This window comes from Bulleidia extructa W1219 (genome assembly GCF_000177375.1).
GTDB classification, from domain to species: Bacteria; Bacillota_I; Bacilli_A; order Erysipelotrichales; family Erysipelotrichaceae; genus Bulleidia; species Bulleidia extructa.
The window spans coordinates 76,083-88,109 of sequence record NZ_ADFR01000007.1 but is presented as its reverse complement, the minus strand read 5'-3'; the positions used below and the strand labels follow the sequence as shown (position 1 = coordinate 88,109).

The following is a 12,027-nucleotide window of genomic DNA, read 5'->3' as shown; positions in this document are numbered from 1 at the left end:
TAAACAAAAGGAAAATATTTTCCTAGTGATTAAAAACCTTATCTCTACAATAAAGATAAAGAAGGAGAGAGAAAGATGAATATAAGGAATCAATATCGTTTAGATCAAGTGTTATTTTGGATGGTTGCTGTATTTTATGTCAATGGGAATTTATTTTTATATGGATTTTGTTTGATATATTTGTTGTTTCAAACTTTAGAACGAATCAGCTTTCGTTTCTCTATTTCAAGGATGATTTGTTTATGTATGGTGTCATTTGTTATTATGAAACAAGGCTTATTGTCTAATCCTCTTTTATGGATATGGATTATTTTACACAGTGCTTGGTTGGAAAGCTATCAAAGAGAAGACTTCTTTTTCTATTTTCCGCTATATATAGGCTTTGTTTTTATGGCAATAGCCTTTGACGGCATTGAAGGAACGATGGCTTGGATTCAGCTATTGTTTTGCCCCGGTCTTTTGATTTCTTGTATTCGCAAAGTCATTTTAAAAGGAAAGACGCAACGGTCTTTCCTACTTTTCAAGCATTAATTTGGATAGTTCTTCACTAAATTCAGCCGGATCTTCAATTGGTAATCCTTGTAGTAACAAAGCTTGGTGGTAAAGAAGGGAGGTATAGGTTGAAAGATGATCTTCTGATAAAGATTGCAGTTGCTTAAAGACAGGGTGCTTTGGATTGATTTCCAAAATCTTGGTGGCTTTTGGACTCATATCTTTAGCCATCGGGTCTTTAGCTAAATATTGTTCCATTTCAAGAGAAACACCTTCTTCTGCGACCAAACAAACAGGTTGATCGACCAAACGAGAAGAAATACGAACTTCTTTGACTTGATCTTTCAAACATTTTTTCATTTTAGAAAGAAGATCTTGGTTATCTTGGCTAAGTTTTTCTTTCTCTTTCTTTTCTTCTTCACTATCTAGATCCAAATCGGCTTTGGTAATGGAGATGAATTCTTTATCGGCATAACTATGGATGAAATTTAGTACAAATTCATCTCGTTCATCTAAAAGATACAATACCTCTAATCCTTTTTCTTCTAATTTCTTCATCACCGGAAGAACTTGGATTTCTTTTTGCGATTTACCGGCCGCATAATAAATAGCTTTTTGATCTTCTTTCATCCGATTGATATATTCTTGTAAAGAAGTATATTCGTGTTGGTTTGTTTGGAAAAGAAGAAAATCTTGAAGTTCTTTTTTCTTCATACCATAGTTCTGTAAAATACCAAATTTTAAGGTTAATCCAAAATGATCAAAGAATTTTTCATAATTCGAACGATCTTCTTTCATAAAATCTTCTAAGGCAGAATGGATTTTCTTTTCAATGGATTTAGCAAGGGCTCTTACTTGATGATCCTGTTGAAGAATTTCACGAGAAATGTTTAAACTTAGATCATCACAATCAATAATACCTTGAATAAAACGGTAACTTTCTGGAAGTAAATCTTTAGCTTTGTCTAAAATGAAGACACCCTTTGAGTATAACTGTAAACCAGGCTGATATTCTTGGTAATAATAGTTATAAGGAGCTATGGAAGGAATGAATAATAACGCAGAGTAAGAAATAGTTCCCTCTACTTGATAATGAATGACTCTTGCCGGTTTATTAAAATCATTAAATTTAGATTGATAGAAAGAGTGATATTCCTCTTCACTAATCTCTTTTTTATTTTTCTTCCATAAAGGGATTTGAGAATTTAAGGTTTCCCATTCTTTTGTGGAAATGGTTTTCTCTGAATCGGTTGGATCAGGAATGGAATGTGTTTTTTCCATTTGAATTGGGTAACGAACATAATCGGAATATTTTTTAACAAGATGTTCTAATGTATATTCTTCTAAGAATTCATCGTAGTTTTCTTCTTCTGTATTGTCTTTCAATTTCAAGATAATTTTTGTTCCAAAATGATCTAAAGAACTCTCTTTAATAGAATAGCCATTTTCACCTGTGCTATGCCAAACGTGAGCGACATCTTCACCTACTTTCTTAGAAATGACTTGGACATCTTGACTGACAATAAAGGCAGAATAGAAACCGACTCCAAACTGACCAATGATATCAATATGATCATTAGGTTCTTCGATTTCTTTTTTAAAATCTAAAGAGCCGCTTTTTGCGATAGTTCCTAAGTCTTTATCCAACTCATCGACACTCATTCCCAAGCCTTGATCTTCAATAATTAAGGTTCTTTCTTCTTTATTTGGGAACAACTGAATTTTTAAATCGCTTGGATTTAAAGACTCTTTTTTCTCAGTTAAGGATTGATAATAGCGTTTATCCATAGCATCAGATGCATTACTAATCAATTCTCTTAAAAAAACTTCTTTATTGGTATAGATGGAATGAATCATTAAATCTAAGATTCTTTTTGATTCTGTTTTAAATTGTTTCATATAACCTCCTGGCACTCTAATAGTATAACTGCTAAATATGGTATCACTAAGTTCTTTTACTTTCAATTCATTTTTCCATTATCAATAGAAAAAACAAATGAATATTCTAGTATTTATGGTATTTTCTGGCGATAGTTGAAATAAATGATTATATTGAAATTATCATGAATACGATTGAAAATGAAATTCAAACTCTTTTACGCCAAATGAAACAGGTTCGTATTGAGAACGGACTAACACAAAAAGAAATGGGAGAAATTTTAAATGTGTCTGCACAATCGGTATCGGCGTATGAAAATGGAACTGTAAGACCGGATATTGAAGTTATTTTTCGATATATGGATTACTTTCAGATTCCGATGGCTTATTTTCTAAAAGAGTTAAATTCTGAGTTGAAAGATAAGCCAACAGCTCTAGAAATGGAATTGATTTCTGCTTTTCGTAAGTCACCTTATTTCATACAACAATCCATTCAATTACTCTTATTTCGTGGAAAAACGAACCACCATTTTAATGCTAAGAAGGAGGCTCATTTGGTACATGAACAAGGCGAAGACTATCCTGCTCAAGATTAATTTTTTTGGTAGATTCGAATTTGAAAAGAGGCTAGGATATCTAGCTTTTTTTGTTTCGCAAGCTGTTTTCTTCCTTCCATCGGAGTGTGATGGTAATAAGGAGTCATTTGGAAAAGAAATTGTAATTCTTCCTGATTTAAACTCATCTTTTTTTCGATGATGTCATCTCGAATTAAATTCAAATCTAAATCTAACTGTTTGAGACTATTTTCATAGGGGATATCATAAAGAATTTCTTTTAACTGCCATAGATGTTTTTGGGCAGGAGTGACTACGATGAAGATACCTTTTGGTTTTAAAATTCTAACCACTTGATCTTTGGCGATAGGAGCGAAACAAGTGATGACAATATCTTGGGAACATTCTTCCAATAGATTTTGAAAAAAGCTGGCGACTAAATACTGAGTGAATGGGTCATTTTTAGCGGCGTGTTTTATAGCTGATTTCGCTGCATCAATCCCTACTTTTTCATCGGCAATAAAAGTTCTGGTATAGTAACCTTCTCCGCAACCAAAATCCACCAAAGATTGATGTGGAAATTGACGGGTCAAAGCGATTAAATAATCCCTTAAGAAAGAATAATGGCCTGTTTCTAAAAAGTTGCTGCGTGCTTTTACCATTGTCTTTTCATCCCCATGGTCTTTTTTTTGCCCTGGTAAAACATGAAGATATCCTTCTTTTGCTTCGTCAAAATGATGATTGTTTTTGCAAAACCAATCTTTTTGTTGATGGGATAAGACTTGTTGACAAATCGGACACAATAATTTCATAGTCTTAGTATAGCATGGTGTCTTGAAGAAAAGGCGGAGAAAGAGTAGGATGGAGATAAGGAGAGAGGTCTTTAACTATGGATGAAAACAAAAAATTAGAAGATCAGGTCAATGAAGTTTTTAGTCAAATCAGTACAGGCATTAAAAAGGGAGCAGAAGCGGTTAGTGGCTATGTGAATCAGCAAGCTGAAATTTTAAAGTTAAAGGGCGATATTAATCAAGCCAAGAGGGATTTAACGATGGCTTATGAACAATTTGGGCGCGGTATGTATGAAGAGCTGATGCTGAAAAAAGCTTTTGAGAATAAGCCTTTTGTTCTGGATCAAATTCAAACTAAGGAAAAATTAGTTGAATTATTAGAAGAAAAGTTAAGCATTAAGGAAAGAAAAGGTGAATAGCATTCATAAGGAAACGTTAATGGAAGAATATAGGCATCAACGAAAAAAAGAATTTGAAAATAGTTTGCCAATGAAAAAAGAACTGTTTTTAGAATTATTTGATTATTTGGATGAAAAATCTGAAACGACAGAATGTCAGCACGACTTTTCTTTGACGAGACAATTTTTATCGGATAAAGAGGTGGATAGTGAGAAAGTATTGGCGTTTTTACAAGCCAATGGTGGATATTGTGATTGTGAAGTTCTCTTTAACGTAGAGGAAAAATTTGAAGTCTAGGTGATTTCGTAAAAAGATAAAAAATATAATTTTCAAGATTGGTGTAAATATTTATAAAAAGTGTGTCAAGATGAAGTGGCTATCAAAGTTGGATGATAGCTTAAAAGATTCACTTCAGAAACACACTTTTTATATACTTATTCTGAAATAGTTAGTCTTGATTTTTACGTAACTTTTCTTGATAAGAGTAGACACAACCACAGTAATCTTGACGATAAATAGTATATTTTTGAACTAATTCATTGGCTTTTTTGGCACCATCCGCTTTTTTGAAATCAGAGAAGAAATACTTAGTTTTAGAAAAACGCTTTTGCAAGGAGGCTCCAATTTGATTGATTTTTTGAGAATTTTTTTGACGTGAGAAAGTCATGACGGTTGTAAAGTAATCAAAACCGTTTTTTTCACCATAAAGATAGGATTCACCCATTCGGTCTTCATAGCACATAAAGCAACGTTTCCAACCTTCCGGATCAGCGGCTCTTGGCCTTAATTTTTCAATGAATTCCGCTTGGCGATAGGGCAGTTCAATAATAGGGATCTCATCGTTATATCGTTCATGAATATATCGTTTGACTTCATTGAAACGCTTGTGGTATTCCTCTTCTGGATAGATATTGGAATTGTTAAACAGAATGGTTACTTGAAAATGGTTTCGAAGAAATTCTAAAGGCCAGCAAGCACAAACAATGCAACAAACATGAAGTAATAGACTGGGTTTATATCCCGGTCTTTCCGTTTCATTTTTTTCAATTTCCTTTAAAGACTCTAAATAATAATTAGTTTTAAAGGAATGGCGAATACCTTGAATGTATTCGATATATTCCTTCTTTTCTTTTTCAGTCATGATCTATCAACATACAATCTCCAAAGGAAAAAAAACGGTACTTTTCATTGACCGCATGATGATAGACTTCTTGAGTCAATTCATAGCCCATAAAAGAAGAAATCATCATCAATAAAGTGGATTTTGGAAGATGAAAATTGGTGAGCATCACATCACAAGTATGCCATTGATAACCCGGATAAATAAATAAAGTAGTTTCACCTCGACATTCTTGGAATTGTCCAAAACGGTTCCAAACAGATTCTAAAGTTCGAACAGAAGTAGTGCCAATAGCTACGATACGGCGACCTAATTTTTTGGCTTGGTTCAGGATGTCAGCTGTTTCTTGAGACATTTCATATACTTCTGAGTGCATCACATGGTCGTGAACATTCTCCACATCCATTGGTCGAAAGGTTCCTAAGCCAACATGTAAGGTGACTTCCGTAATTGTAATCCCTTTAGCCAATAGTTGTTGATCAACCTCTTTAGTGAAATGAAGCCCAGCTGTAGGAGCGGCGGCGGAGCCGTCTATTTTGGCATAAACAGTTTGATAACGTTCTGAATCATCCAGCTTTTTTTTGATATAAGGTGGTAGAGGAACTTGACCCAGTTGGTCAAGGATTTCCGTAAAGATACCTTCATAAAGCATCTTCATTTCTCGAAGCCCCTTATCACCGATGGATAGGCATTGTGCTTTTAATTGACCATCCCCAAAAGAAACAATGGAACCTACCTTAACCACTTTAGCATTGCCTGCCAAGCATTCCCAAACATCATGTTCTTTTTGCTTTAAAAGCAATAACTCCACATGAGCTCCTGTTTCTTCCTTGATACCAAATAGACGGGCAGGAATCACCCGGGTATTATTGCGAACAAGGACATCTCCCGGTTTTAAAATGTCCACTATATCATAGAAATGTTTATCTTCGTATTTCTGACTTTTTTTATGAATCCACATCATGCGTGAGGTAGAACGATCTGCTAAAGGACTTTGAGCAATCAGTTCATGAGGTAAGTTGTAATCAAAGTCACTGGTTTTCCAATTTATTTTCATCTAAAATCCTCTTTCATCAAATCCCATATTTGCAAGGGTTTCATTCATAAAGTCTAAATAACGATCCTCTTTAATAGCTTGTCTTGCATTTTCCATTAAGCGAATCAAAAAACGAATGTTATGAATGGACATTAAGCGTGTTCCAAACCCTTCCTTCGTTTTGAAAAGGTGGTGAAGGTAAGCTCGGCTATAATTTTGACAACAATAGCAATCACATTTTGAATCCAATGGACGAAAATCCTCTTTATAGATGGCCTTATGAATGTTTATACGACCTTCGCTGGTTAATAAAGTACCATGACGAGCAATGCGGGTTGGTAAGACACAATCGCACATATCTATGTTTCTTAAAATGGCTCCTAATAAATCATTGACAGCCCCAACCCCCATTAAATACCTTGGCTTATTTTCCGGAAGATAAGGAGTACAATAATCAACCATGCGCATCATTGTTTCTTTGTCTTCGCCAACAGAAGTTCCCCCAATAGCATAACCGGGGAAATCCATTTCTACGAGTTTTTCAGCACAATAACGACGTAAATCTTCGTTATCGCCTCCTTGTACAATTCCAAATAATGCCTGTTCTTCAGGTCGACGGTTCGCTTCTTTTCCGCGTTTTGCCCAACGTAAAGTTCTTTCCATTGATTTCTTGGCATAATCATAAGTAGCGGGGTAAGGGATACATTCGTCAAAAGACATGATGATATCGGCTCCAATTTTATTTTGGATTTGGATGGATTTTTCAGGAGATAGGAATAAAGAATCCCCATTGAAAATATTTTTAAAATAAACCCCTTCTTCGGCAATTTTGCGTGTATCGGAAAGGGAGAATACTTGAAATCCTCCTGAATCCGTTAACATAGGACCTTTATAATTCATAAATTTTTGGACTCCGCCTGCTTTGAAAACAATCTCTTCACCAGGTCTCAACCATAAATGATAAGTATTGGCTAAGATAACACCGGCTTTCATGGTATAAAGCTCTTCTGGTGAAATGAATTTAACGGTTGCCAAGGTCCCGACAGGCATAAACATAGGTGTTTCTACATCACCATGAGGTGTATGGAGAAGGCCTGTTCTGGCTCCTGATTGTTTGCAAATATGTGTGATTTCAAAAGTAACAGGATTTTTCATAGTGCCTCTTTTCCAATTTAGTATTATAACAGGAAAATAGAAAGTGCTATAATACTTCTATGAAATCGCATATTGTTGCAGTGGCTGATTTAGATTGTCATCGTCTGAGTGAAAAATGTTTCTACGCCAAACCTAAATTGTTGTTATATATGGTATTGATTTTATCCTTGGCCTTGTTTGCGGTGAATGTGGTTTGGGGGTTGATGGGATTAGTGATAGCTATTTATTGTTTGATTTGTCTATTCCAATTCCCGGATATTCCTTTGATTGAGGTAACAAAAGATTATTTGGTACTTTATCAAACAAGAGAAGAAGCGTTTTTGATGTATTGGGATGAATTGTATCGTTGGTCTTATGAACGAGATTGGGAACAAGATCAAATTCGTTTTGTGTTGAGTGATGATACTATTCAAATGGTATCGTTTTACAGTAAGAAAAAAATTCAAGTTTATTTGGATAAATACGCACCAAAGAAAGAGGGGAAATCATGAGTATTGTGGATGAAAGAGCGGTTGCGAAAGCAAAGATGGCAATGATTACAGAAGAGGATATTGCCGGTATGTCCATGATTTTTTCTATGTTTGCAGATGGAACTCGTTTGAAAATTATGTCTGCACTATTTGTATCGGAAATGTGTGTAGGGGATTTAGCTATTTTATTGAATATGAGTACGTCCGCCATATCACATCAATTGGCTTCTTTAAAGAAGACCAAATTAGTCCGCATGCGCAAAGAAGGGAAGAATGTTTTTTATTCGATGGATGATGAACATATTGAAAAGATTTTCCAAGTGACTTATTTGCATGTAAAGGAAGATCATGACTAGAGTGGTTGCAGTGGATGTCGAAACAGCCAGTTCAGATCATAGAAGTATGTGTGCTATTGGTTTAAGCGTTTTAGAAAATGGGGTATTAGAAGAGGCTTTTTATAGTTTGATTAAACCGGCTGCCAATGCGAATCATTTTGAATATTTTAATACGAAAGTTCATGGGATTCATCCTAAGGATGTTCAAGATGCTCCGACTTTGCCAGAAGTATATCCAACGATCAAATCTCTATTGGAAAGTGGAATTGTGGTGGCTCATAATGCGGTTTTTGATGTGTCGGTGATCAAGAATTGTTGCTTGAATACGGGGTGTCCTGTACCCAAAGTGACCTATTTTGATTCTGTGCCTTTGTCAAGAAGGGCATTTCCTTTGTTGGTTAATCATAAATTAGATACAGTGGCTCGTTATTTAAAAATCCCTTTAGATCATCATCATGCCGGATCGGATGCGTATGCTTGTTTGGCTATTGTGGCAGCAGCGATGGCTAAATATGAGATGTGTGATTGTGAAACGATGCTGAATTATTTAAAAATTTCGCTAAAAAGAATGTAAATGGTTTCAGAACATCTGGTAATTATTTACATTTTTTGTTGAAAATAGTACAATGGGGCAGGTACTTAAGGGGAATCATATGGAATTACAAAACAGTGCTTATTTTTGGCAAAAAGTGGACACGTTATTTTTATCAAGTGGGTTTACTATTATAAGAAAAAAAGGGGAACATCATCCCCAATTTGCGAATTTAATCTATCCTGTTGATTATGGTTATATCAATGAAACCAAGAGCACGAATGGTCATGGTATTAGTCTTTATGCAGGAAGTGAGAATCGCAATAAAATCACTTCTTTAGTGATGGCGGTGGATATTCTTGGCCGTGAAATGGATGTGAAGGTTCTTGTTGGTTGTAGCTTGGAAGAAGAAGAAGCTGTTCTTCGTTATCTCAATCAAACGGACTATCAAAAAACAATTTTAGTTCGTAAAGGAGAAGAATTACCAAGTTGGGCACAAACAGATGATTAGTCGTTTGTGTCTTTTTCAATGGGGCGCCCATTGAAATCACAAAACAAATAAGGATCTAAATGTTCGTTCATAATTGAAGCCGCTACAACACAAGCTTTGCCATAGACTTCCGGGTAGCTAAGTCGACTTGCTCCCAGCTCTGTTTCTACGATTTTGTGGTCGAGATTCAGAAAATCCAAAGCTGAATCTTGTTTCAACATCATGGAAGATACGAATGGATTTAAGTGATAGAATCTTTCAATAAACTGAACCCACTTTTGTTTGGTTGGATTTGGTTTTAAAAGGGATAATCCAATTTCAAAATCACTGAGACAAGAAATGATTTTAGTGGTTTTGACTTCCAGATGAAAGACTTCTTGGAATAAACGACGGTACATAGTAGCAACTAATTCTTTATTCAATTGATTGACATGAATTTTTTTATGAACTTGATAATCTTGAATCTTGAATCCTTGTTGTGCTAAAGACCAAGTATCAATTTGAGATTCAATTTCAATATGGCCATTTTTATGATTTATTTCTTTGGCTTTGGCATTGATAAAAGGATGTGAAAATGCATCTAAAACATAGTGAGAAATAAAGCCGGCTACATAGGACTTTAAATGCGGTTCTAATTGTTGATACGATAAGAAAAAGCGTAAAGTTTCTTGAATTTTTTCATTATGTAAACGATGTCCTAATTGATTGAGAGCTCCAAAAGAAGTAGAAGAAAAGAAAAGAAAATCCGGCCCTTGAGCTCCTAAATGATATAGAGCATTGAAAGGAATTTCTTGGCGAGTGGATGGTGAATATAAGCGATAAACAGCATTCGCAAAAATATCATGAGTTGTAGCAGCTGGCATTAGAGTCCCTCTTGTATTTCTTTCAAACGTTTTGGCAAACCGTCTATTTTAGCTAACGGTAGGGAACAAAGAGCAATTCGGATACCCTTTGGAACTAAGACACAATAGATATGATGATCCATGAGGGCTTGATGATAGGCCTCTCTTTTTTCATCACACACTAAGGTCAAGAAGAACCCTTCTTTGAAGGGATAATAGTGCAAATGACAAGCATCGGCTTGTTTGATAAAAAGCTTGGCTCGTTTTTGTAATAGTTGAACGGCTGATTTTTTTCTTTTAAATAAGCTTCTGGATGGCACAGGACATTTGCAATATTTTCCATCCCCGAATTGGATATATTCGACCATAAAGACCGAGCTTGTTTATCCATCGCATGTAAAACACCTTCAACCACTTCTTGATTTTGATGAAGAATAATCAAAGCTCCAAGGCGCATGCCATAAGAAGTGAAGCTTTTGGAGCAACTATAAGCTACTAATCCTAAGATATGGTTTTCTAGTGAGTTCCAAACTTCTAAAAAGGCACGACTATCTTCGGTAAAAGTATAATCTATATAAGCAACATCATTTAATAAAATAATTTGTTTGTTTTTAGGAAGGCTATTTAAAAAGAAAATCAATTCTTGCCATTCAGAAATACTTAAGCTATAACCGGTTGGATTTTGACAAGGATCATTGATCAAAAGAATTAATTTATCTTGCGATTGAAGATTTTCCAAGATGAGTTGTTTTAGATTAGTTATATTGAAATGGTCTTCTTCAAACAAAGAATAAGAAACAGCTTTTAAGCTATTTTCATTCGCCATAAGCTGATATACAGGCCAAGCAATTTCAGGAATTAAAACAGTCTGCCCTGGTTCTAAAAAATTACTAAAGGCTAAACTTACGGCTCCGGTTCCACCAGGAGTGGCGATAATTTCCTTATTTAGTTGAATTTTTTTATCCCTTAAGACCCAATTTAAAACGGCTTGACGATAATTATCATTACCCTTAAAGGCACTGGCATAAGCGGCTTTCAACCGATGAGGAAGTTTGTCATAGGGATCAAAAACACTATCAAACGCAAAGAGTTGTCCATCTTCATCGCACAATGTTCCAATGGTTGCGTTGACGGCATTGGGATCCAAATCATTTTTAGCTTTGGCAGCTAAAGAAAAGACTGTATCCACTAATTCACTTGTATTTCTTGTTTTCTTTAAAAAAGTCATAAGGTAACCTCTTGTTCCTATTATACTCCAAATTAAAAAGGCTAGGGATAGCCTTAAAATCGGATTGGAAAATCAGTTTTCGACTTCAATAAATGCCTGGCATTGAGAAGAGGAATCATAGCGTTAAATAATAGGATGAGAAGAATCGCTTCAATTGGAAAAAGAGTGGTATTTTTGACGAGTGAAGCTGCCATATAACCCCAAAGAGTTTTCTTCGTGTATAACATGGAAGACCAAAGGCTATTTAATAGAATATTGGTGAAAACGGAATTACATAGTTTTGCAAGAAGGATATGACGCATTTTAATTGGATGACCATATAAGAAAATACCATAAAAGAAACTGCCCATCATAGCGGTTAGGGTATAGCCTGGAAAATAAGGACCATCTGGATGTAATAAAAAGCCAAGGGTATCGGTAATGGCGCCAGACAACATGCCGGCACTAGGGCCTAGAATACTGGCTTCTATAGCTACTAACACAAAACCAATACCAACTCTTAGGTTATGAGATACAGTGAAATGAAGGTAGCTGGAAGAAATGATTTTCAAAGCAATAAAAATAGCCATAATGGCAATATAACGAACATTTTTTAAATTTTTAGCACTACTGGAAAACTTTTCTTTTAATTTCATTAAAAACAACCCTTTCTTTGACAAGTCCTTTTTAAAATAGCATAGAGGAAACGATAAAACAATTTAAAAT

At 35.0% G+C, this 12,027-nt stretch carries 17 protein-coding genes; 8 read left to right on the top strand and 9 right to left on the bottom strand.

The window, feature by feature from the left end; translation table 11 throughout:
* Positions 1-75 precede the first annotated feature (75 nt).
* A complete protein-coding gene (locus HMPREF9013_RS04060; protein ID WP_006627110.1) occupies positions 76-531 on the top strand; it encodes a hypothetical protein in 456 nt (151 codons plus the stop codon).
* Here the strand turns inward: HMPREF9013_RS04060 and htpG are convergent.
* Positions 514-2,391 carry a molecular chaperone HtpG gene (gene htpG, locus HMPREF9013_RS04055; RefSeq protein ID WP_006627109.1) on the bottom strand — a complete coding sequence of 626 codons (1,878 nt, stop codon included), beginning with the start codon at positions 2,389-2,391 and terminating at the stop codon, positions 514-516. The two genes, HMPREF9013_RS04060 and htpG, sit on opposite strands and share 18 nt — an antisense overlap.
* Positions 2,392-2,555: 164 nt before the next feature.
* Between htpG and HMPREF9013_RS04050 the strand changes: the two genes are divergently transcribed.
* Positions 2,556-2,966, top strand: coding sequence for a helix-turn-helix domain-containing protein (locus HMPREF9013_RS04050; protein ID WP_006627108.1), 411 nt, complete (start codon positions 2,556-2,558; stop codon positions 2,964-2,966).
* Here HMPREF9013_RS04050 and HMPREF9013_RS04045 read toward each other — a convergent pair.
* Positions 2,963-3,736: a putative RNA methyltransferase gene (locus HMPREF9013_RS04045; RefSeq protein WP_006627107.1), complete on the bottom strand. Its 774-nt coding sequence runs from the start codon at positions 3,734-3,736 to the stop codon at positions 2,963-2,965. The genes HMPREF9013_RS04050 and HMPREF9013_RS04045 overlap by 4 nt on opposite strands.
* Positions 3,737-3,813: 77 nt before the next feature.
* Between HMPREF9013_RS04045 and HMPREF9013_RS04040 the strand changes: the two genes are divergently transcribed.
* On the top strand, positions 3,814-4,134 hold the full coding sequence (locus tag HMPREF9013_RS04040; protein ID WP_006627106.1) for a hypothetical protein: 321 nt from the start codon (positions 3,814-3,816) through the stop codon (positions 4,132-4,134).
* A gap of 19 nt (positions 4,135-4,153) precedes the next feature.
* The gene (locus HMPREF9013_RS04035; RefSeq protein WP_006627105.1) at positions 4,154-4,411 is read left to right on the top strand and encodes a DUF2695 domain-containing protein; all 258 of its coding nucleotides are present in this window, start codon (positions 4,154-4,156) and stop codon (positions 4,409-4,411) included.
* A 151-nt stretch (positions 4,412-4,562) separates the two neighbouring features.
* Here HMPREF9013_RS04035 and HMPREF9013_RS04030 read toward each other — a convergent pair whose 3' ends face one another.
* From HMPREF9013_RS04030 to tgt, 3 genes are read right to left on the bottom strand one after another with little or no spacing between them, the layout of a single operon-like run.
* Entirely contained in the window at positions 4,563-5,255 is a 693-nt protein-coding gene (locus HMPREF9013_RS04030; RefSeq protein WP_006627104.1) for an epoxyqueuosine reductase QueH, read from the bottom strand.
* Positions 5,248-6,291 (bottom strand): tRNA preQ1(34) S-adenosylmethionine ribosyltransferase-isomerase QueA, encoded by a 1,044-nt coding sequence (queA, locus tag HMPREF9013_RS04025; RefSeq protein ID WP_006627103.1) that lies wholly within the window; start codon positions 6,289-6,291, stop codon positions 5,248-5,250. Before queA ends, HMPREF9013_RS04030 begins: the two co-directional genes overlap by 8 nt.
* Entirely contained in the window at positions 6,292-7,425 is a 1,134-nt protein-coding gene (gene tgt, locus HMPREF9013_RS04020) for a tRNA guanosine(34) transglycosylase Tgt (protein WP_006627102.1), read from the bottom strand. It lies immediately after the preceding gene.
* Positions 7,426-7,484: 59 nt separating this feature from the next.
* On the opposite strand from tgt, the gene HMPREF9013_RS04015 reads away from it, so the two are divergent.
* The 4 genes from HMPREF9013_RS04015 to HMPREF9013_RS04000 all read left to right on the top strand — a co-directional run bounded on the left by HMPREF9013_RS04015 (position 7,485) and on the right by HMPREF9013_RS04000 (position 9,273).
* The gene (locus HMPREF9013_RS04015) at positions 7,485-7,916 is read left to right on the top strand and encodes a hypothetical protein (RefSeq protein ID WP_006627101.1); all 432 of its coding nucleotides are present in this window, start codon (positions 7,485-7,487) and stop codon (positions 7,914-7,916) included.
* The gene (locus HMPREF9013_RS04010) at positions 7,913-8,251 is read left to right on the top strand and encodes an ArsR/SmtB family transcription factor (protein ID WP_006627100.1); all 339 of its coding nucleotides are present in this window, start codon (positions 7,913-7,915) and stop codon (positions 8,249-8,251) included. Before HMPREF9013_RS04015 ends, HMPREF9013_RS04010 begins: the two co-directional genes overlap by 4 nt.
* Positions 8,244-8,804: a 3'-5' exonuclease gene (locus tag HMPREF9013_RS04005; protein WP_006627099.1), complete on the top strand. Its 561-nt coding sequence runs from the start codon at positions 8,244-8,246 to the stop codon at positions 8,802-8,804. The genes HMPREF9013_RS04010 and HMPREF9013_RS04005 overlap by 8 nt, the downstream gene beginning before the upstream one ends.
* A 79-nt stretch (positions 8,805-8,883) precedes the next feature.
* Positions 8,884-9,273, top strand: coding sequence for a hypothetical protein (locus HMPREF9013_RS04000; protein ID WP_006627098.1), 390 nt, complete (start codon positions 8,884-8,886; stop codon positions 9,271-9,273).
* Here the strand turns inward: HMPREF9013_RS04000 and HMPREF9013_RS03995 are convergent.
* The 4 genes from HMPREF9013_RS03995 to HMPREF9013_RS03985 are packed head-to-tail and all read right to left on the bottom strand — an operon-like array spanning position 9,270 to position 11,957.
* On the bottom strand, positions 9,270-10,115 hold the full coding sequence (locus HMPREF9013_RS03995) for a zinc dependent phospholipase C family protein (protein ID WP_006627097.1): 846 nt from the start codon (positions 10,113-10,115) through the stop codon (positions 9,270-9,272). The genes HMPREF9013_RS04000 and HMPREF9013_RS03995 overlap by 4 nt on opposite strands.
* Positions 10,115-10,285: a hypothetical protein gene (locus tag HMPREF9013_RS07455; protein WP_006627096.1), complete on the bottom strand. Its 171-nt coding sequence runs from the start codon at positions 10,283-10,285 to the stop codon at positions 10,115-10,117. The genes HMPREF9013_RS03995 and HMPREF9013_RS07455 overlap by 1 nt, the downstream gene beginning before the upstream one ends.
* A complete protein-coding gene (locus tag HMPREF9013_RS03990) occupies positions 10,282-11,322 on the bottom strand; it encodes a pyridoxal phosphate-dependent aminotransferase (RefSeq protein ID WP_006627095.1) in 1,041 nt (346 codons plus the stop codon). Before HMPREF9013_RS03990 ends, HMPREF9013_RS07455 begins: the two co-directional genes overlap by 4 nt.
* Before the next feature lie 53 nt (positions 11,323-11,375).
* Complete coding sequence (locus HMPREF9013_RS03985) at positions 11,376-11,957, bottom strand: folate family ECF transporter S component (protein ID WP_006627094.1); 582 nt, start codon at positions 11,955-11,957, stop codon at positions 11,376-11,378.
* Positions 11,958-12,027 lie beyond the last annotated feature (70 nt).

Excerpts from the sequence above, each read along its gene's own strand:
- HMPREF9013_RS04060 (WP_006627110.1), top strand. The coding sequence starts at position 76 with ATGAATATAAGGAATCAATATCGTTTAGATCAAGTGTTATTTTGGATG.
- htpG (WP_006627109.1), bottom strand. The coding sequence starts at position 2,391 with ATGAAACAATTTAAAACAGAATCAAAAAGAATCTTAGATTTAATGATT.
- HMPREF9013_RS04050 (WP_006627108.1), top strand. The coding sequence starts at position 2,556 with ATGAATACGATTGAAAATGAAATTCAAACTCTTTTACGCCAAATGAAA.
- HMPREF9013_RS04045 (WP_006627107.1), bottom strand. The coding sequence starts at position 3,736 with ATGAAATTATTGTGTCCGATTTGTCAACAAGTCTTATCCCATCAACAA.
- HMPREF9013_RS04040 (WP_006627106.1), top strand. The coding sequence starts at position 3,814 with ATGGATGAAAACAAAAAATTAGAAGATCAGGTCAATGAAGTTTTTAGT.
- HMPREF9013_RS04035 (WP_006627105.1), top strand. The coding sequence starts at position 4,154 with ATGGAAGAATATAGGCATCAACGAAAAAAAGAATTTGAAAATAGTTTG.
- HMPREF9013_RS04030 (WP_006627104.1), bottom strand. The coding sequence starts at position 5,255 with ATGACTGAAAAAGAAAAGAAGGAATATATCGAATACATTCAAGGTATT.
- queA (WP_006627103.1), bottom strand. The coding sequence starts at position 6,291 with ATGAAAATAAATTGGAAAACCAGTGACTTTGATTACAACTTACCTCAT.
- tgt (WP_006627102.1), bottom strand. The coding sequence starts at position 7,425 with ATGAAAAATCCTGTTACTTTTGAAATCACACATATTTGCAAACAATCA.
- HMPREF9013_RS04015 (WP_006627101.1), top strand. The coding sequence starts at position 7,485 with ATGAAATCGCATATTGTTGCAGTGGCTGATTTAGATTGTCATCGTCTG.
- HMPREF9013_RS04010 (WP_006627100.1), top strand. The coding sequence starts at position 7,913 with ATGAGTATTGTGGATGAAAGAGCGGTTGCGAAAGCAAAGATGGCAATG.
- HMPREF9013_RS04005 (WP_006627099.1), top strand. The coding sequence starts at position 8,244 with ATGACTAGAGTGGTTGCAGTGGATGTCGAAACAGCCAGTTCAGATCAT.
- HMPREF9013_RS04000 (WP_006627098.1), top strand. The coding sequence starts at position 8,884 with ATGGAATTACAAAACAGTGCTTATTTTTGGCAAAAAGTGGACACGTTA.
- HMPREF9013_RS03995 (WP_006627097.1), bottom strand. The coding sequence starts at position 10,115 with ATGCCAGCTGCTACAACTCATGATATTTTTGCGAATGCTGTTTATCGC.
- HMPREF9013_RS03990 (WP_006627095.1), bottom strand. The coding sequence starts at position 11,322 with ATGACTTTTTTAAAGAAAACAAGAAATACAAGTGAATTAGTGGATACA.
- HMPREF9013_RS03985 (WP_006627094.1), bottom strand. The coding sequence starts at position 11,957 with ATGAAATTAAAAGAAAAGTTTTCCAGTAGTGCTAAAAATTTAAAAAAT.